Source organism: Oceanicaulis alexandrii DSM 11625, from assembly GCF_000420265.1.
GTDB lineage: Bacteria > Pseudomonadota > Alphaproteobacteria > Caulobacterales > Maricaulaceae > Oceanicaulis > Oceanicaulis alexandrii.
Genome location: NZ_ATUP01000001.1, coordinates 813,551 through 831,734, shown reverse-complemented (window position 1 = coordinate 831,734; position 18,184 = coordinate 813,551). Strand labels below are relative to the sequence as shown.

The window sequence follows — 18,184 nt, the reverse complement described above, 5'->3', positions numbered from 1 at the left end:
TGCGTTTCAGGGTCCTGCCGCTTCAGTCTCACACCCCCAGGTGCGGCAGAGCAGCGCGGGGCGGTGACAAGTCTCTCACACTTATCTATTTTGATAAGTGTTCAGCGCGGCGGGAGGCCTCCCGCGCTCGCGCACAGGGAGAGACTGCATGATCCGCTGGCTGGCTTTGGGATGTCTTGCGCTGGGTCTGACCCCAGCTGCGAGTTGGGCGCAAGATGAGCCCTATCAGGTTTCCGAGACCGAAATCACTGATCAGAAGGCGGTCTTCGCCACCGTGCAGAGCGTGGACGTGACCATGGCGCGCGCGCGTTTGTCCGGTACCATCGGAGAATTGCGGATCGACGAGGGCGACCGGGTCGAGGCCGGCGAGGTGATCGCGGTGGTCGTGGACAACCAGATCGCGCCCCAGATCGGGTCTTTGAATGCGCAATTGGCGGCGGTCACCGCTCAGCTGGAGCAAGCGCGGGCCGATCTGGCGCGCGATCAGCGCCTGTATGATCGCGGCCTTGTGGCTGAAGCGCGGCTGGAAGCGGCGCGCACCCAGGTCGAGGTGTTTGAAAATCAGGTGGCCTCCGCGCGCCAGCAACGCGCGGTGACCGTCCAGCGTTCGCGCGAGGGCGATGTGCTGGCGCCCGCGACGGGCGTGGTGCTGTCGGTCCCGGTGACGGCGGGCAGCGTGGTGATGCCGGGCGAGCAGATCGCCGAGATCGCCACCGATCTTTATGTGCTGCGGCTGTCCCTGCCCGAACGCCATGCCCGTTTTGTCCGGGAAGGCGATCCGGTCCAGCTGGCGGGCGGGGCGTTGACCGAAGACGGCCTGGCCGCGACCGGCACGATCCGCCAGGTCTATCCGCGTATCGAAGCGGGCCGGGTGACGGCGGACGCAATGGTTGAGGGTCTTGGCGATTTCTTTGTGGGCGAGCGTGTGCGCGTGCTTGTGAGCACCGACGCCCGGCGCGGCATCGTCATTCCCGCCGCGCTGATCGAGACCCGCTACGGGCTCGATTATGTCAGCGTGCTGGATGACGCCGGCCACCCCCATGACGTGGTGGTGCAGCGCGGCGGGCGGCAAGACGGGCCGGACGGTGAGGCCCGCGTTGAAATCCTGTCCGGCCTGCAGTCCGGCGACCTGCTGGTGCAGCCATGAAGCTGGGCCTGTCTGGACATCTGGCGAACGGCTTTATCCGTTCGCCGCTCACCCCGCTGTTTTTGCTGGCCGCACTCGGCCTGGGTCTGATCGCGCTGTTGACCATTCCGCGCGAGGAGGAGCCGCAAATCTCCGTCCCCATGATCGACATCATGGTGCGCGCGGACGGGCTGGCGGCGGCGGACGCCGTCGAGCTGATCACCGAACCGCTCGAAGCGATCATCTCCGGCATCGCCGAGGTCGAGCACACCTATTCCAACACCATGGATGATCAGGTTCTGGTCACCGCCCGTTTCAAGGTGGGCGTGGCTGAGGACCTGGCCGTTCTGCGCGTGCATGAGGAGATCCGCGGCCATTACGATCAGCTGCCCCTGGGCGTGCCCGAACCCTTGATCATCGCGCGCGGCATCAATGACGTGCCGATCCTGACCCTGACGCTCAGCCCGGAACCGGGGCTTGGCGAACGCTGGACGGACGCGTCGCTGCTGACGCTGGCCGAAGAGCTGCAATCGCGGCTGACCTCGGTGGACGGCTCCGGCTTGAGCTTCATCGTTGGCGGCCGCTCCGATCAGGTGCGCATCGAGCCTGATCCTGAGCGTCTGGCGCTCTATGGCGTCACCTTGCAGCAGCTGGCGGGCAAGATCGGGGCGGCCAATTCGGCGTTTCCGGTGCGACCCGTGTTTCAGAATGGCGCGGTGGCGCAAACGCTGGTGGGGGAAACCCTGCGCGATCCCGTCTCTATCGGTCTTCTCTTGCTGACAACGCGTGACGGACGCCCCGTCTATGTCCGCGATGTGGCGGACGTGGTGATCGGGGCCGAGCCCTCTGATCACCGCGTCTGGTCCCTCTCTCGCGAAGGCGACGCTCATGCTGAAGACGCCCAGGCCGAGGTGGGTCATGGCGCGACCGGTGACTGGGTGCGCAGCCCGGCGGTGACGTTGGCGCTGGCCAAACGCCCTGGCGCGAACGCCGTGGTGGTGGCCGAGCAGGTGCTTGAGACCGTCGAGACCCTGCGCGGCACGCTGATCCCTGACGGCGTACGCGTCGAGGTGACCCGCAATTACGGGGAGACGGCGGCGGAAAAAGCCAATGAGCTGTTCTTCCATCTGGGGCTCGCGACGATCTCCATCGTGGTGCTGATCGCGCTGATGGTGGGCTGGCGGGAATCCATCGTGGTGCTGGTGGTCATTCCCACCACCATCCTGCTGACGCTATTCGCCTCCAATACGCTTGGCTTCACCATCAACCGGGTCAGCCTGTTCGCGCTGATCTTCTCCATCGGCATTCTGGTGGATGACGCCATCGTGGTGATCGAAAACATCGCCCGCCATTGGGCGATGAAGGATGGCCGACCGCCGATCCGGGCCGCGGTCGAGGCCGTGGCCGAAGTCGGCAATCCCACCATCGTCGCGACCCTGACCGTGGTGGCGGCGCTCTTGCCGATGCTCTTCGTGTCCGGGCTGATGGGGCCGTATATGGCGCCGATCCCGATCAACGCGTCTGCGGCGATGATCTTCTCCTTCTTCGTGGCGATGATCATCACGCCCTGGCTGATGGTGAAGATCGCCAGCAATGCCGGCGAGCATGGTCATGACGTGGAAGACTCTGAAACCCGGCTGGGCCGCGGCTATCGCGCCATTGCGGGCTGGGTGGTGAAAAGCCGCGCCCGCGCCTGGGCGTTCCTGATCAGCGCGGGGGTTCTGACGCTCGTCGTCATGCTGGCGATTCCGCTTGGGATCGTCACGGTCAAGCTCCTGCCGTTCGACAACAAATCCGAGTTTCAGGTGATCGTGGACCTGCCCGAGGGCGCGAGCCTTGAAGACACCGAACGGGTCCTATTCGAAGCGGCGGACGTTTTGTCGGGCGTCGAGGAAGTGATCTCCATCCAGGCCTATGCCGGCGCGTCTGCGCCGTTCAACTTCAACGGTCTGGTGCGCCACTATTTCTTCCGCAGCAATCCCGAGCAGGGCGACCTTCAGGTCAATCTGGCCTCCCGCCATCACCGCACCCGCCAGAGCCATGACATCGCGCTTGAGGCGCGCGCGCTGTTGAGCGCGATTCCCATGCCCGACGGCACAGTGATCAAACTGGCCGAAACGCCACCGGGGCCGCCGGTGCTCGCGACCTTGCTGGCCGAGATTTACGGCCCCGATGGCGAGACCCGCCGCGCCGTGGCGTCTGAAGTGCGCCGCATCTTTGAGGACGTCGACTTCATCGTCGATGTGGATGACAGCTTTGGTCAGCCGCGCCCGCGACTCCAGATCGTGCTCGATCAGGACAATCTGGAATTTTACGGGGTGGAGCAGGGCGATGTGTTTGACACCCTGCGCATCCTGCTTGATGGCCGCGCAGTGGGCTACGCCCAGCAGGGCGATGGCCGCAATCCGCTCGAAATCACGATTGATCTGCCCCGGTCTGAACGGATCTGGGCCGAACGCCTGCTCTCCACGCCCGTCCCCGCCAATCTCCTGCCGGGCGATCGCACCGTGGTCGAGCTCGGCGATGTGGTCAGCGTGCGCGAAGTGGAGGGCTCTCCGGTGGTCTATCGCCGGGACGGCCGCTTCGCCGACATGGTGATGGGCGAGCTGGCGGGCCGCTATGAAGCGCCGATCTACGGCATGGGCGCAGTCGCCGAGCGGATTGAGGGCGAAGACTGGCCCGAGGACCTGCCGCGTCCGGACATCCGCCTGTTCGGTCAGCCGATCAGCGATGATGCGCCGACCTTGCTGTGGGATGGCGAGTGGGAGATCACCTATGTGACCTTCCGCGATATGGGCGCGGCCTTCATGGTGGCGCTGGCGGGCATCTATGTGCTGGTTGTGGCCCAGTTCGGGTCGTTCCGGGCGCCGCTGGTGATCCTGACGCCTGTTCCCCTGACCCTGATCGGCATCCTGATCGGACATGCCCTGTTCGGGGCGCCGTTCTCGGCGACCTCGATGATCGGCTTTATCGCGCTGGCGGGGATTATCGTACGGAACTCGATTCTGCTGGTGGATTTCATTCGCCATGAAGCCAAGCCGGACGAAACCCTGCGCGAGACCGTGCTGAGGGCAGGGGCGATTCGCTTCAAACCGATCCTTCTGACCGCCCTGGCGGCGATGCTGGGCGCCTCGGTGATCCTTTTTGACCCGATCTTCCAGGGTCTGGCGATTTCGCTGCTGTTCGGCCTGTTGTCCTCGACCCTTCTGACCCTGCTGGTGATCCCGGCGGTCTATGTGGTCTTCAAGGATCCCGACACGCCCTACCGCAGTGATGTGGGAAAAGCGCACGCCGAGGAATAAAAAGGGGAACTCACCGAAACTTGATCCGTTCTGGTTGCCGGGCAGGCGTCCTAAGCGTACGTTAACCTTAACAGGGGGTAAACGCTTGGACGAGGCGGGACAGGCGCACATGCACGAACGAGATCAATTCTCATACGGACTGGGATGGGTCTGGGCCCTGGCGGGCCTGATCCTGATTGGATTGCTCGTCTATGGCGGCTGGCGCATGAGTGACATCATGCGCGGCGGTGAAGAGAGCGAGCCCATCTATGCGGCCTGCATCGACACTTATGGCGACAATAATTGCCGGTGTTTCTCGGGCGTGCTGAGCGTTCAGCTCTCGCGCTACGGCTATCAAAGCTATGTGCGCGAGCTGGAGCGTGACGCCTATCGTCGGCGCTATTTTGACGGACGGCTGGCGCAAAACACCCTGACCGGACGCGACGCGCGGGTCTGTGTTGACGCGTCTGACATTTGCGGCGTCCCGGTCTGTGAGCCGCCCCGGTATGATTATTATCAGAATGATCTGGACGCGGATCCGGCCTACGCCCCGCAGACGCAAGAGCGCCCGTTCGGTGAAACCCAACGCGGCTGGGGCGAGGGATCATGAACCGCTTCTCCATACTTGTGACGCTGGCCCTGGGGCTGGCCCTGGCGGGCGTGACGGCGGCTTTTCTCGTTTCTGAGAGCGCCGCCCGGCAGTCCCTCTTCGACTTTCAGTCTGATTCCGAAGAAAACGATGACCGCATGGCGCGTCCCGCTTCAGACGATGACTGGCAACCGCGCACCTTGTCCGAAGCCTCGCGCCAGCAAGGGCGCTGGACGCCGCTCGGAGGACGCGCGCCCGGATACCAGCCGCCGGTCTATCAAGGCTCCAGCAGCTGGCTGAACCCGAACCGCAGCTGGTTCCCGCGTCAGCGCGACGCGTTTCCGTCCGAACCCTGGACGTATCATCTTGAGACAGCAGACCCTGACACCGGCGAGACGAATGCGAGCCTGGTCTGCGTGGACGGCGCCGCGGAGTGCGTGCCGAGACCGGTCGCGGCGCGGGTTTATAGCGAAGCGGCCCGGTATTGGCTGCTGCGCGGGGATGCCGAGCTGACCACGCTGGAGCTTGATTGCGGCGACAGTTTTTCCTCGCTGATCGATTTTGGCTGCGAGCAGGCGGGCGGACGCCCGCACATGCCGGAATCGCGCGAAGCGGCCATGCGCTTCTGGAACCGGTCCGTCGCCTGGGGACGCCCCTTCGGCGCGCAATCCTCGATCCTGGCGCAACGTCGTCTGCAGGCGCATCTGGTCGACTGCCCGGTGACCCAGGACAGCCTGGCGCGCATCGCGCGTGACCCTGAAAGCCGCCTGGCGGATGTGATCGGGCTCAATCTGCGACAGGCGGCCTTGTCCGCGCTGGGCTATTACAATGGATCGATCGACGGAACCTATGGGGCGGAGACCCGCCGGGCCGTGCGCGCCTTCCAGCGTGAGCTTGGCTATGATGAAACGGCGTCGCTGACGCCGCGCCAGACCGCCCAGCTGATGTGTCATGCGGCCCAGACCGCCCGCGATCCCGGCGTTCAGAACGTTCTGGGCATCATGCATGCCGTGGGGCTTGGGGTGGTGCAGAATACCGACTTGGCGCTTGAATGGCTGGAGATGGCGGCTGTGCGCGGCGACGCGGACGCCAATTTCAATCTGGCGGTCATTTACGGCACGGGGGCCGTGTTCGGCTCGTATCGCTTGTGCGCCATCGTTGAGAACCCGGAACGCGCTGACGCTTATCTGCGCGATGCGGCTGAACTGGGTCATGGCCTGGCCCGGCGTTTCCGTTCAACGCCCGAACTGTCGAGCGCGCCGAACGCACATGTGCGGTGGGCCCGGATCCGCGAAGAAATCGAAGAAGAAGCCATGTCCGAGCCCGGCCGGGGCGCCCGGGCGATGGAAATTTTGCGCAACGCCATGCGCGCCCGCGTTCCGCCGGCTGACGCCGGATGCCTGGACGCCAATGCGAGCCGATGACCGGCGAGATCAAGAGGACAGGACTGATGCGCAATTCAATCTTACTCAGCGTGCTGATCAGCGCCGCCGCGCTCGCAGGCTGCACGACCGAGCCTGGTTACATCCCGCCGGTGGACCCGTATTACCCGCCGGCCAGCGCGCCGGTGGAGGCCACGGCGGACGCCATCGCGCTCGATACCGCCATGCAGGTCTGCGAAGTGGAGTCCCTGCGCGCTCAGCGTGATGAGCGCATCGAGACCGCGCGCGCGCTTCTGATTACGGGCTATGCCTCTGGCGGGGATGTGAACGAGCGCTGGGAGGACCGTGAAGGCACGCTTCGCGTGGACCAACCGCCGTCAGGACCGCAAACCGAGCGCACAGAAATGCTGCGCGCCTTCGAGCTGGATCTGGACGCCGCCTATCGCTTCGCGGCCGGATCCTGCCGCGCCTATTCCGCTTGCATGCACCAGCGCGATTACGAGGAGCGCGATTGCGTGGCCTCGCTGAATTCGTGGGAGCGGGCGCAGGATCGCTTCACGGACGTGTCGCTATCCCTGGCGGAGATCCGCGCAGATATTGCGGCGCCGGCGCGCCATCATGGCGCGCACGGCCGGGATCGCTATGACCGCCGTCATGCTCGACCGCGCCGGGATCGCGATTGCGAGGGGGTGATCGCGGACCTGTTCACGACGGACGCTTGCGACCGCCAGCACTAGGCTAGAGCGGTCTAGCGCACCTGATAGGGTTCGACCGAACGCACCACCATGGAATAGGCGGTGGCGGCGAGGTCGGTGTCCACGCGTTCGATCTCCATGCGGCCTTCCACCCAGACCGGCTCCCACAGGCTGTCGAAACGGACGGGCTCCAGCGCGCGCAAATACACGATCTGATTGGGCGGCGGCGGCGGGACATGCACGCATGCGCCGTGATAGGGCAGCAGCAGGAATTCTTGCGCTGACCCGTTCTCGGAGAAATCGAGGGGCAGGATATAGCCGGGCATCCTGACCACGAGTCCATCCAGGTCTTCGACAATATTGAAGGTGCCGATCTGGCCCTCAATGGTGCTTTGCTCTCCCAGCTGACTCATCAAGGACGGGTCGGCGCGGCCTTCGGTGAGCGCCTCCAGCGCTTCCAGGTCTGAATCCGGCAGCAAATCACGCCACACCAGAAGTTCTGCTTCAGCATTGGGGTCAACCGCCACCAATCCCGAAACGCTCTCGACACGTTCTGTGGGCTCTGCGCCGCAAGCGGTGAGGGCGAGAAGGGTGAGCAGACTCAGACCAGATATGCGCAGCATAAGGGCAAGGCTCCAGTAAACGGCATTGGCGTCTCAAGAACTGTCAGAGCGAAATGCACGCAGTTTTAAGAACTTCCTGTCATAAACATACCTAAGAGCCGCGAGAAGCGGTCCTGGAGGTGGCTTGATGGGTCAATTTAACCCGGCGGACGACATTCAAACACACGATATCGCGCAACGCGCCAGACAGGCGCAGTATGAGCTGGTGTCCAAAGGCGCACTCCGCGCTGTCCCGCTGAACATCGTCAATGCGCTGCTGCTGACAGCGATCATCCATCCTTATGTGGCGCCGGTCGTGTTCTGGCCCTGGCTGGCCGTACTGTGCATCGGCCCGATCTTGCGCTTTTCAGCCATGTTGCGGGCGCGCAAGGCGGATCGTGCGCCGAATGACGCCGAGATGTATCTGTATATCGCCTTGTCCGGCGTGGTCGGTGTGGCGTGGGGGATGACGCCGCTCATCCTGTCAAACGCAGCGCCGTCTCTGGTCGCCCAGACCGTTGGCCTTGTGATCGCAGGCATGGCTGCGGGCGCCGTTCTGACCTCTGCGGGCGAACGACGGGTCATTCTGTCTTACGCAGGTCCGGCGCTTGGATTATGGGCGGTGTCGCTGATCAACGTTGATCCTTTGATCGGCTCGTTCGGCGCCATGATGCTGCTTGGCTTCCTGGCCGGCATCACCATGCTGGCCAAGACATATGCCGAGACCTTGAAGGAATCGGTCGCCGCAACCGTCGCTCTGGAAAGCGCCAACACGAAAACCCTTGAACAGGCCGCGGCTCTGGCTCGGCTCGCCGAACATAATGATCAGGCGGCTCGCAAGGCGGAAGAAACGGCGCGCGCAAGCGCGGTCATGCTCGCTAATATGGGTCACGAACTGCGCTCGCCGCTCAACGGCGTTCTCGGCATGGCTCAGTTGCTCAACAAGACCTCATTGACCGATGAGCAGGCCCTGATGGTCTCCGGGCTTCTTGAGAGCGGTGAAAACCTTGAAGGCCTGATCAATACCGTTCTCGAGGTGTCGCGCATTGATGCGGGCCGTATGGAGCTGGTGGTCGAGGACCTCACGGCCAGCGATCTCGCTGACCGTCTGCGTCGTGAACACAAGCCGCACGCTTTGGCCAAGAAACTTGATCTGAACATTGAGCTTGAAGGCGATGCCGAGCGCACGCTGCGCGCTGATGGCGGTCGCCTCATGCATATGTGCAGGATTCTGACCGGCAATGCGATCCGCTTCACCGATTCCGGTGGCGTGACGATCCGGCTGAGCGCCGGTGAGGCCAGCAATGCGAGCTCTTCATTGCGTGTTGAGGTCTGCGATACGGGATCCGGCGTGCCCGAGAGTTCTCGAGAGCAGCTGTTCATCGCCATGGGACGCGACACCATTGACCCAAACATCAAACAGGCCGGCACCGGACTGGGGCTGCATCTGGTGCGTAAACTCGCTGAGATGATGCACGGCGATGTGGGGTATGCGCCCGCCAAAGACGGGACTGGCTCGATTTTCTGGTTCGAGGTGAAGCTGCGTCACTCCGCAAAAGCGGATCGTTTCGCCGATGGCGAACAGATGTCTGTGTCCAGCCGTCGCTTGCGTGTCCTGGTCGGTGAAAGTGAACCCGCATTGCGGTCTGTGCTGCTGGGCTATCTCAAATCATTCAATTGCGTGGTCACCTGTTCCAGCAATGGCTCGGAGCTTTTGGATGCGCTGAGCGCTTCGGCCTATGACGCGGTCATTCTGGGCCATGAGCTGACGGACACGGCCCCTGAAGACGCCGCTGCTGACGTGCGCGCCTTGCCCTCTACAGCCGCGATGACGCCGGTGCTGCGTCTGGTGGAAGGTCTGGATGCGGCGCTGCGGGTGAATGCGATGGAGACGCTGATACGCTCACCGGTCACCGCTGAGGTGCTGATGGAGGGGCTTAAACAAGCGCTCGCCAACGATCCGATCGCCAACGCCCAGCTCTACCGGATCGCCTGACCGCGCAAGCGAAGGGTCAGGACGTCTGCTCAACAACCCAGGTCTGAAAGCTTTCCGCGCTGAGTGCGCTGTTCACGTCGAGCGCCAGAATGCAGGGTTCGTCATACGGGTGCAGCGCGCTGATCTCCGCCCGGGCCTGACGCGCAGAGGCGCTTGAAGTCTTGAACAGAGCGATGATTTCACGCTCGCTCTGCACCTCGCCTTCCCAGCGATAGATGGACTGGCTCCCGCCCAGAATATTCGCGCAGGCGATCAGGCCTTGCTCGAGTAATCGGTGCGCTGCGCGCGTCACGCTCTCTTCATCCGGCCAGGTCGTGTACAGCAGGCAGATCGTGGGGGCGGTGTCGGGCATGGATGTGATCCTTGCAGGCGCGGCTCATAAGCAAGATATACTGGCTACATGGATATACGCTCTTCTTCAAACGCGGCTCTGGTGCTGTTTTCCGGCGGACAGGATTCCGCCACCTGCCTCGCCTGGGCGCTCAGCCGGTTTGAGCGGGTGGAGACGATCGGCTTTGACTATGGCCAGCGCCATGATGTGGAGCTGACCGCACGGCAAAAGGTGCGCGAGGCCATGCTCGATGCCTTTCCGCACTGGGCGGACCGGCTGGGCGAGGACAGGCTTGTGGATTTGTCAGGGTATGGCGCGCTCGCGGAAAGCGCGCTGACCGCGGACATGGAAATCGTCATGACCGAGGCGGGCCTGCCCTCAACCTTCGTGCCGGGGCGCAATCTCGTCTTCCTCACCGTCGCCGCCGCGCTCGCCTATCGGCGCGGCATCGACGTGCTGGTGGGCGGCATGTGCCAGACCGATTATTCGGGTTATCCCGACTGCCGCGAAGACACGATCCAGACCCAGGCGAAAGCGCTGGGGCTCGGGCTTGATCGGCCGACACTGGTTGAGACCCCGCTGATGCATCTGGACAAGGCCCAGACCTGGGCGCTCGCCCATGAGCTGGGTGGAGACGCGCTCGTCGATCTCATCGTTGAGCACAGCCATACCTGTTATCGCGGCGAACGCGGCCAGCGTCATGACTGGGGCTATGGCTGTGATGATTGCCCGGCCTGCGATCTGCGCAAGACAGGCTGGACTCGATGGCGCGAAGGCGCGACAGGCGAATGACCTATTCCGTCAAGGAAATGTTCCTGACCGTGCAGGGCGAGGGCGGCCAGACGGGCCGTCCAGCGGTGTTCCTGCGCTTTGCAGGCTGTAATCTGTGGAGCGGGCTGGAACGGGATCGCGCCAGCGCCATCTGCCAGTTCTGCGACACCGATTTTGTGGGCGTGGACGGGGTGAATGGCGGCAAGTTCAAAACGCCCGAGGTGCTGGCTGAAGCCGTCGCCAGCCTGTGGCCGGGCGGGGGCGAGCCCTATGTGGTCTGTACGGGCGGCGAACCGCTGTTGCAGCTCGACGCTCCCCTGATCGACGCTCTGCACAAGGCCGGGTTCAAGATTGCGGTGGAGACGAACGGCACCATCGAGGCGCCAGAAGGCATCGACTGGGTGTGCGTCAGCCCCAAATCCACCGCTCCTCTGAAACAAACCTCAGGTGACGAACTCAAGCTCGTCTATCCCCAGCCCGAAGCCATGCCCGAGCTGTTCGAGCATCTCGATTTCAGGCAATTGCGGCTTCAGCCCATGGATGGACCAAGGCAGGCGGAAAACGCGCAAGCGGCGTTCGAATATTGTCTGAAACATCCCAAATGGATGCTCAGCCTGCAGACGCATAAATGGATCAACGTGCCCTAGGCGGGCGTCTGCTCGCAAAGCTCGGTGATGAACTTGTCCTCAGGGGCGGTCTTTCCGGGCGTGACGATGTCCACCGCGCCGCCCACCACCTTGCCGGCGGTTCCCACCACGGCGCCGGTTGCGCCCACCGCGAGATCGGCGGTTTGCACCACGATGCATCCGGGCGTCAGCATCAGGCCGGCGGCGGCGATCATCATCAGGCCATAGCGCGTCATGGTCGGCTCCAAAAAAACCGGCGGAGCAGTGGGCTCCGCCGGTTCTTAGTCTGGCCCTGCGGCGCTTAAGGTCGGGTGAACGCGAGCGTCACAACGAGTCCACCAGTACGATTTCGGCGTCTTCGATCGCTTTGATCTCGATGCTCGGCTCATCGACGATCGCGGCGCCGTCGCGCGGGCCCAGGGTTTCGTCATTGACCGTCACCGCGCCCTTGGCGAGCGCCAGATAGGCGTGACGGCCCGGCTCCAGCGCATAGGTCGCGGACTGGCCGGCATTCAGCGTGCCGCCCAGAACCCGCGCATCGGCGCGGATGGGCAGGGCGCCGTCATCGCCCTTGCGGCCTGAGGCCAGCACCACCAGCTCGCCCGCCCGGTCATTCTTGGGAAAGCTGCGGCTGTCCCAATAGGGCTCGCCGCCGCGTTCATCGGGCATGATCCAGATCTGGAAGATCCGGGTCAGCTCGTTTTCCTGATTGTACTCGGCGTGGCGAATGCCTTTGCCCGCGCTCATCACCTGAACATCGCCCGCCACCGTACGGCCCTTATTGCCCAGGCTGTCCTGGTGGGTGATCGCGCCGTCACGCACATAGGTTATGATCTCCATCTCTGCGTGAGGATGCGGGGGAAAGCCCGTGCCGGGTTGGATCTCATCATCGTTCCAGACCCGCAGCGCGCCCCAGCCCATCCGCTTGGGATTGTGGTAGGAGCCGAAGCTGAAATGGTGTTTCGCGTTCAGCCAGTCGATCCGGAATGCGCCCAGATCCTCGAAATATCGAACATCAATCATGACGAACCTCCTTAGCTCGCTCGTGTTGGAGACACAGATAGCGGCTGAAGACGCTCGGATTAATGGGAGGGGTGGACGGTGAGTTTTGCCGTTCTGGAAAGGATCGGCGTTAGTCGCCCTCGCGTCGCCAGGCCAAGGCGAACAGGCCCAGCACCAGAAGCGCGATCAGAAGCCCCGGCGCCAGCGGCGTGGATTGCGCATCAGTGACCCGATAGGCGGCGTTGCGCTTGAGGCCCGCCCAGTTGATCCCCGCCTGACGCGCGCGCTCATTGGTGCGGCGCAGGTCGGGCAGGTCGATGCCGTCGCCCAGGGCGAACACGCCGCCGCCGCTTGAGTCCACCAGCGTGGCGAAGCCTTCAGGATCGGGGCGCAGATCGCGATATTCCAGCGGGTTGAGCGGACCAGAGGCCGTGACCGTGGTTAGCTCGCCCGACCGCAACCGGACCAGGCCCTGTTCGCGCGCGGGCAGGCGCTCAATGTAATCGCCGAAGCCGTTTGACGTCATTGCAATCGTATCACGGGCGCCGGACGGCCATTCGATCTCAAGATCGGGCACATCGCCTGACAGCGTGTTGCGCGTCACCTCCAGCTCGCCATTCACCACACGGGCGCTCAGGCGTTCCTCGTCAAGCTCGGGTTCGCCCATCAGCCAGTGCGCCACACGGCGGAACAGCTCGTCATGGGGGCCGCCGCCTTCATAGCCGCGCGCCCACAGCCAGGCCTGGTCTGACAGCAGGATCGCCGCGCGGCCCTGACCCTCTCGTGACAGGGTCAGCAGCGGATCGCCATTGGGCGCCTGCAAGACGGTCTCGCCGGACAAGGCGCGGGCGCCGATGCTGCGGAACCAGGGACCCCATTCGCCTTGCCCCGTCAGCATAGGGCGGGTGACCGGGTGCCTTTGGCCGATATCGCTGATCTGCGGGGTGAAGCGCTCTTCGCTGATTTGTCCGGTGGGAACGGCGGGCAGGACGCTGGCCAATGGCGAGCGCGCCACGCTTTCCGGTCCGGCGAAGGGCGGGCCGGTGGTCACCAGAAGCGCGCCGCCGTTCTCCACATAGTTGGCGATATTGTCGAAATAGAGCGGGCGGAGAATGCCGCGGCGGCGATAGCGGTCAAAAATGACCAGATCAAATTCCTGCAAGCTCAGCTGGAACAGTTCGAACACCGGAAAGGCGATCAGCGCCAGCTCGTTGGGCGGCACACTGTCATCCTTGTCCAGCGGGCGCAGAATGGTGAAGTGCACCAGATCGACGCTGGGGTCAGATTTCAGAAGATTGCGCCAGGCGCGGGCGCCGTTATGGGGCTCGCCCGTCACCAGCAGCACGCGCAAGCGATCCCGCACGCCGGTGACGTTCACCGCGGCGCGGTTATTGATCAGAGACAGCTCGCCGGGGCCGGGTTCGACCTCGATTTCGACCACATTGGGACCGCGATTGGCGATCTCGGCCTGCACGGTCACGTCCTGACCGATCTGCACACGAGCGCTGATCGGATCACCCCCGTCCACGTACAGATTGACCATGGCCGTGCCGGTGGCGGCGCCTTCATCCTCAACGCGCAGCGTGAAGCTGACCGGATCGCCGACAAGACCATATCGGGGCGCCTGGGAGACGATCAGGCGACGGTCGCGCGCGTTCGGATCGCCCGTGAGGAAATGATGCACAGGCGCGTCCAGCCCGAGCTCTTCGGCGCTCGGCGGGGTATCATGCACCTGGCCGTCAGACGCGATGATCACGCCCGCCAGCCGGTTGCGCGGCGCTTGCGACAGGCCCTGTTGCAGCGCGCGGCTGAGGCGGGTGCCGTCTTCGGACGCGCCGCCGCTCACTTCGATCAGATCCAGAAGCGGATCACGCTCGGCCAGCGCGCGCATGGCTTCGGCCACCTGATTTGCGGCGTCGCTCCGGGTTCCGATCTGCATGGAGGCGCTGTCATCGCTGATCAGCACCGCCACATCACTCAGCGGCTCTCGGGTTTCCTGAACCAGGGCAGGGTTGAGCAGCGCGCTCGTCAGCACCAGCGCCGCCAGCGCGCGCCAGAGCCAGCCCTTCAGGCCGCGCACCAGCGCGAACCCCGCCACAGCCAGCGCCATCGCGCCTAACCCATACGCCAGAACCGGCGGGATAAGCGGGGAGAAGGAGAGCGTGACAGCGTCCATCAATCCTGTCCCAATCGTTCCAGAATGGCGGGCACATGCACCTGATCGGCCTTGTAGTTTCCAGTCAGGGCGTACATGGCGAGATTGACCCCGAAGCGGATGGCCAGTTCGCGCTGGCGCGGTCCGCCCTCCACCGGGGCGAGCGGGCGGCCCTGTTCGTCAATCGCCCAGGCCGAAGCCCAGTCCGCCGAGCCGATCACCACCGAGGAGGCGCCGTCGCGGCCCGAACTTTCCGGGTTGGCTTCCACCCAGATCCGAGTATCGGGATAGCGTCCGGGGAACTCAGTCAGAAGGTAAAACGCCCGGCCCAGCACGTGATCATCCGGCATTTGCTGCAAGGGCGGCACTTCGACGGAATCCAGAAGCCGCACCAGCCCGGGATGCGGGGCGAGCCCGCGGCCGCTGGCGCGCCCGTCGCGGGTGTCAAAGACGATCAGACCGCCCGCATTCATATAGGCGGTGACGCGGGCGGCGGCCTCTGGCGACAGGCCTTGCGCGTCTTCGGTCACCGGCCAGTAGATCATCGGATAGAACAGGATCTCGTCGGTTTCGATATCAACGCCGGCGGGCGTGCTGGGTTCGACCGCGCTGCGCCGCGTGCTCTCGCGCGACAGACCGGCGAGGCCCGCCCGGCTCAAATCGTCAATGCGCGCATCGCCCGTGCGCACATAGGCGAGCCGGACTTCCAGGGCCTGCTGGTCGATACCCGTCATGTCTTGCGCGTGCGCGTCTTGGGGCAGGCCGCCCAGGGCCAGCGCGAGCAGGGCGACTGCGCCGAAATTGCGTGTGGCCAAGGGCATGCGCCCTGACAGAACCAGGGTGATCAGGCCGTCCAGGCACAAGATGATCAGGGCCAGACTCAAGAGCGGTCCCGCCAGTCGCGTCTCGATCGCGCCATCGCCTGTCCGATAGGTCGCGCCGGGCAGGTCGCGCGCCATCAAGGCCAGATCATCTCCGGGCTGCATCACGTTGAGCGCGGCGCTCGCGGCGCCCAGGCTCCAGACGCCGGGCGGCGTCTGGGCGCTGGCGCGCGCTTGGGTGAACTGGTCCGCAGCGATCATCTGCGATTGTCCGGCCGGGTCCGTCAAAAGCCCGTCCGCGGTCAGCTGACGCTCCAGCCCCCAGGCGCCGCCCTGGGGGGGAGTCGGATCGGCGCCGCCGCTCAGCGACAAGACCCGTTCCAGCATGGCCGGATAGAGCCCGGACAGGGGCAGGGATGACCAGTCAGGCCCGGCGGTAACGTGAAACAGCACGATCCAGCCTTGCCCGCGGCGGTCCGCGGTCACCAGCGGCGTGCCGTCCGACAAACGCGCCCAGACCTTGGCGTCGAGATCGGGGCCGGGTTCGGCCAGAACCTGCCGGGTGACCTGCGCTTCGGTCGAGACCTCAAGCCCGGTGAACGGGCTCTCATCAGGGAAAGCGGCAAGGCGTTGGGGATCTTCCCACGCCATCGCGCCGCCAAACAGGCGCCCGCCTTCACGCAGGCGCACCGGCAACAGATCATCGGCGCGGGTGGCCAGATTCGGTCCGGAGAAGCGGATCAGGAGACCGCCTTCCTCGACAAAGGCGGTCAGGCGGTCATCTTCTAGACGGGCGTTGTCCACCATCACCAGCGCTGAGGGCTCAGTCCCCAGCAGCGTGTCGAGATCCCCGCTCACCAGCTCGGCGGCGCCCGCCAGCGCTTCGCGGGCGTAGTGATAGTCAGACAGAAGCGGTTGCCGGTCGCCGCCGGTTTCCGGCGTCAGCAAACCCACGCGCGGCCGCCGCCAGCGATCGCCGGTGATATGGGTCGCGCCAGCCGAGCCAAAGCGGTCGAGCGCCAGACGCGCAATCTGATTGCGAAGGTCCAGCGGCAGGCTGGCGGACAGATCCAGGCGGGTTTCGCCGGCTTCAAATACGCCCTCCAGACGCGCCAGCGCCTGACCGTCCGCGCCTGTGGCGGTGAGGGTGACCGGGCGTTCGGTGTCGCTGTCTGCCCGCACCAGCCGCACCGTGAAGCCATCGGGCGCCACACCGACCCGCGTCAGGCCGATGGCGGTGCGCTCCGGCGCGGGCAGGATGATCGTCACTGGTCCAGAAGCGCTCAGCACGCGCGCCAACGCACGATCGTGGTCGTCATTCGAGACGCCGTCGCTGATCCACACCGTATCAAAGCGCTCAGGCGCGCCTTGCTGGTCCAGGCCTGTTTCAAGGCGCTCCGCGGTGACATCGCGAGCGGGCGGCCAGGCGCGCAGCTCATGGGCGTTCAGGCGCGCCAGGGCGTTGCTGGCGGGACCGAAGGACAGGTCGGTCTGGCTGGCGGGCGCGGCGGTGAAGACCAGCAAGACATCACGGCCTTCACTGCGCGCTGCGATCAATTGGCTGCGGGCCTGCGCCTGCATTTGCGGCCAGTCCGGCGCCGAGCGCCAGCCATCATCCACCAGCAGCAAAAGCGGGCGATCCGTACTGATATCGGTCTGCGGGCTCAGGATCGGCCGGGCCAGCGCCAGAATCACCAGCGCCGCCATGAGCAGCCGCAGCAGCAAGAGCCACCAGGGCGTGGATTGCGGGGTTTCCGGCGTCCGCGCGAGGTTTTGCAACAGGCGCAGCGGTGCGAAGACGATCCGCGCCGGGGCGGGCGGAGTGGCGCGCAAGAGCAGCCAGAGCAGCGGCAACACAGCGAAGGCGGCCAGCGCCCAGGGCGCGGCGAAGGCGAGCGGACCCAGGCTGATCATGAACGGGGCTCTGACAAGGCTTGATAAAGGGCGAGCACGGCGCTCGCCGCCGGGCGGTCGGTGCGATGGGTGATCAGCCGCCAGCCATACTGACGCGCCAGATCATTGAGCTGCGCGCCATGATGGCTCCAGGCCTCGCGATAGGCGGTGCGGGCGTCTTCAGCGCGACCAAACAACAAGCTGTCTCCGCCGCCGGACGCGGCTTCAAACCGGGTGCGGCCCTTGAAGGGGAAATCATCTTCGGCGGGATCGATGATGCGCAACAACGCGCCGCTCGCGCCCTGGGCGGCGAAGCGGCTGAGCCGGGCCTGCCAGGTTTCGACCGGGTCGAGGAAATCACTGGCGATCACAAGCCGGGCATGACGCGGCAGGTCAGCGGCTTCAACGCTGTCCGCGTGTCCGTCGCCGAGCGCCAGAGCGCGGTTGACGGTTTCAAACCCAGCCCGTCCGGCGCGGGCGCGTCCGGTTTCACCCAGTACGGACAGGCGCTCCCCGCCGCGATTGAGCAGGCTGGCGATCGCCATCAGGGCCACCGAGGCGCGCTCGACTTTTGACGGCAGTCCCGGCGAATGCAGCTGCATGCCAGCGGACCCGTCGCGCCAGAAATGGATCGCGTTCGCGGCTTCCCATTCCACTTCGCGGATATACAGATGATCGCCTTGGGCAGACCGGCGCCAATCCACGGAGCGCGCGCCGTCTTCAGGCCGGTGATGGCGATATTGCCAGAAGGTTTCGCCCTGACCGGCGCGCCGCCGCCCGTGCACGCCATGGGCGACGCTGGCGGCGATACGCTCCGCCTCGGCCAGCAAGGCCGGAAAACGCGCCGCCGCCTGCTCCGCATCATGGCGCAGGCGGGTCAGTCGGGAAGGGGCGGGAGCCTGGCTCATCAAGAT

General features: G+C 64.9%; 15 protein-coding genes. 8 read left to right on the top strand and 7 right to left on the bottom strand.

The window, feature by feature from the left end; all coding sequences use genetic code 11:
- Positions 1 to 148 precede the first annotated feature (148 nt).
- The 5 genes from G405_RS0104045 (at position 149) to G405_RS0104025 (ending at position 7,115) form a co-directional block, all read left to right on the top strand.
- Positions 149 to 1,147, top strand: coding sequence for an efflux RND transporter periplasmic adaptor subunit (locus tag G405_RS0104045; protein WP_022700224.1), 999 nt, complete (start codon positions 149 to 151; stop codon positions 1,145 to 1,147).
- Positions 1,144 to 4,428 (top strand): efflux RND transporter permease subunit, encoded by a 3,285-nt coding sequence (locus G405_RS0104040; protein ID WP_022700223.1) that lies wholly within the window; start codon positions 1,144 to 1,146, stop codon positions 4,426 to 4,428. The genes G405_RS0104045 and G405_RS0104040 overlap by 4 nt, the downstream gene beginning before the upstream one ends.
- A gap of 109 nt (positions 4,429 to 4,537) precedes the next feature.
- Entirely contained in the window at positions 4,538 to 5,017 is a 480-nt protein-coding gene (locus G405_RS0104035; protein ID WP_022700222.1) for a hypothetical protein, read from the top strand.
- Entirely contained in the window at positions 5,014 to 6,420 is a 1,407-nt protein-coding gene (locus G405_RS0104030) for a peptidoglycan-binding protein (protein WP_022700221.1), read from the top strand. Before G405_RS0104035 ends, G405_RS0104030 begins: the two co-directional genes overlap by 4 nt.
- Positions 6,421 to 6,446: 26 nt before the next feature.
- Positions 6,447 to 7,115, top strand: coding sequence for a hypothetical protein (locus tag G405_RS0104025; protein ID WP_022700220.1), 669 nt, complete (start codon positions 6,447 to 6,449; stop codon positions 7,113 to 7,115).
- A gap of 11 nt (positions 7,116 to 7,126) precedes the next feature.
- Here G405_RS0104025 and G405_RS0104020 read toward each other — a convergent pair whose 3' ends face one another.
- Positions 7,127 to 7,696: a DUF3299 domain-containing protein gene (locus tag G405_RS0104020; RefSeq protein ID WP_022700219.1), complete on the bottom strand. Its 570-nt coding sequence runs from the start codon at positions 7,694 to 7,696 to the stop codon at positions 7,127 to 7,129.
- Between the two features lie 127 nt (positions 7,697 to 7,823).
- Here G405_RS0104020 and G405_RS0104015 point away from each other — a divergent pair, with 127 nt between their 5' ends.
- Entirely contained in the window at positions 7,824 to 9,671 is a 1,848-nt protein-coding gene (locus G405_RS0104015; protein WP_022700218.1) for an ATP-binding response regulator, read from the top strand.
- Positions 9,672 to 9,687: 16 nt separating this feature from the next.
- On the opposite strand, the gene cutA is transcribed toward G405_RS0104015, so the two are convergent.
- Positions 9,688 to 10,023: a divalent-cation tolerance protein CutA gene (gene cutA, locus G405_RS0104010; protein ID WP_022700217.1), complete on the bottom strand. Its 336-nt coding sequence runs from the start codon at positions 10,021 to 10,023 to the stop codon at positions 9,688 to 9,690.
- A gap of 48 nt (positions 10,024 to 10,071) precedes the next feature.
- Here cutA and queC point away from each other — a divergent pair, with 48 nt between their 5' ends.
- Positions 10,072 to 10,794 carry a 7-cyano-7-deazaguanine synthase QueC gene (gene queC / locus G405_RS0104005; RefSeq protein WP_022700216.1) on the top strand — a complete coding sequence of 241 codons (723 nt, stop codon included), beginning with the start codon at positions 10,072 to 10,074 and terminating at the stop codon, positions 10,792 to 10,794.
- On the top strand, positions 10,791 to 11,420 hold the full coding sequence (gene queE / locus G405_RS0104000) for a 7-carboxy-7-deazaguanine synthase (protein ID WP_022700215.1): 630 nt from the start codon (positions 10,791 to 10,793) through the stop codon (positions 11,418 to 11,420). The genes queC and queE overlap by 4 nt, the downstream gene beginning before the upstream one ends.
- On the opposite strand, the gene G405_RS14925 is transcribed toward queE, so the two are convergent.
- From G405_RS14925 to G405_RS0103975, 5 genes are all read right to left on the bottom strand, one after another.
- Positions 11,417 to 11,635, bottom strand: a complete 219-nt coding sequence (locus G405_RS14925) for a hypothetical protein (protein WP_156861348.1) — start codon at positions 11,633 to 11,635, stop codon at positions 11,417 to 11,419. The genes queE and G405_RS14925 overlap by 4 nt on opposite strands.
- A gap of 88 nt (positions 11,636 to 11,723) precedes the next feature.
- Positions 11,724 to 12,422 (bottom strand): pirin family protein, encoded by a 699-nt coding sequence (locus tag G405_RS0103990; protein ID WP_022700213.1) that lies wholly within the window; start codon positions 12,420 to 12,422, stop codon positions 11,724 to 11,726.
- 109 nt (positions 12,423 to 12,531) lie between these two features.
- Positions 12,532 to 14,577 carry a hypothetical protein gene (locus G405_RS0103985; RefSeq protein WP_022700212.1) on the bottom strand — a complete coding sequence of 682 codons (2,046 nt, stop codon included), beginning with the start codon at positions 14,575 to 14,577 and terminating at the stop codon, positions 12,532 to 12,534.
- Positions 14,577 to 17,291, bottom strand: a complete 2,715-nt coding sequence (locus G405_RS0103980; protein WP_022700211.1) for a DUF4159 domain-containing protein — start codon at positions 17,289 to 17,291, stop codon at positions 14,577 to 14,579. Before G405_RS0103980 ends, G405_RS0103985 begins: the two co-directional genes overlap by 1 nt.
- Positions 17,288 to 18,178, bottom strand: coding sequence for a DUF58 domain-containing protein (locus G405_RS0103975; RefSeq protein WP_022700210.1), 891 nt, complete (start codon positions 18,176 to 18,178; stop codon positions 17,288 to 17,290). Before G405_RS0103975 ends, G405_RS0103980 begins: the two co-directional genes overlap by 4 nt.
- Positions 18,179 to 18,184 lie beyond the last annotated feature (6 nt).

What these genes read in the sequence shown, in the direction of transcription:
- G405_RS0104045 (WP_022700224.1), top strand. Translation starts at nt 149, where the DNA reads ATGATCCGCTGGCTGGCTTTGGGATGTCTTGCGCTGGGTCTGACCCCA.
- G405_RS0104025 (WP_022700220.1), top strand. Translation starts at nt 6,447, where the DNA reads ATGCGCAATTCAATCTTACTCAGCGTGCTGATCAGCGCCGCCGCGCTC.
- G405_RS0104015 (WP_022700218.1), top strand. Translation starts at nt 7,824, where the DNA reads ATGGGTCAATTTAACCCGGCGGACGACATTCAAACACACGATATCGCG.
- queC (WP_022700216.1), top strand. Translation starts at nt 10,072, where the DNA reads ATGGATATACGCTCTTCTTCAAACGCGGCTCTGGTGCTGTTTTCCGGC.
- G405_RS14925 (WP_156861348.1), bottom strand. Translation starts at nt 11,635, where the DNA reads ATGACGCGCTATGGCCTGATGATGATCGCCGCCGCCGGCCTGATGCTG.
- G405_RS0103990 (WP_022700213.1), bottom strand. Translation starts at nt 12,422, where the DNA reads ATGATTGATGTTCGATATTTCGAGGATCTGGGCGCATTCCGGATCGAC.
- G405_RS0104040 (WP_022700223.1), top strand. Translation starts at nt 1,144, where the DNA reads ATGAAGCTGGGCCTGTCTGGACATCTGGCGAACGGCTTTATCCGTTCG.
- cutA (WP_022700217.1), bottom strand. Translation starts at nt 10,023, where the DNA reads ATGCCCGACACCGCCCCCACGATCTGCCTGCTGTACACGACCTGGCCG.
- G405_RS0104020 (WP_022700219.1), bottom strand. Translation starts at nt 7,696, where the DNA reads ATGCTGCGCATATCTGGTCTGAGTCTGCTCACCCTTCTCGCCCTCACC.
- G405_RS0104030 (WP_022700221.1), top strand. Translation starts at nt 5,014, where the DNA reads ATGAACCGCTTCTCCATACTTGTGACGCTGGCCCTGGGGCTGGCCCTG.
- G405_RS0103975 (WP_022700210.1), bottom strand. Translation starts at nt 18,178, where the DNA reads ATGAGCCAGGCTCCCGCCCCTTCCCGACTGACCCGCCTGCGCCATGAT.
- queE (WP_022700215.1), top strand. Translation starts at nt 10,791, where the DNA reads ATGACCTATTCCGTCAAGGAAATGTTCCTGACCGTGCAGGGCGAGGGC.
- G405_RS0103980 (WP_022700211.1), bottom strand. Translation starts at nt 17,291, where the DNA reads ATGATCAGCCTGGGTCCGCTCGCCTTCGCCGCGCCCTGGGCGCTGGCC.
- G405_RS0104035 (WP_022700222.1), top strand. Translation starts at nt 4,538, where the DNA reads ATGCACGAACGAGATCAATTCTCATACGGACTGGGATGGGTCTGGGCC.
- G405_RS0103985 (WP_022700212.1), bottom strand. Translation starts at nt 14,577, where the DNA reads ATGGACGCTGTCACGCTCTCCTTCTCCCCGCTTATCCCGCCGGTTCTG.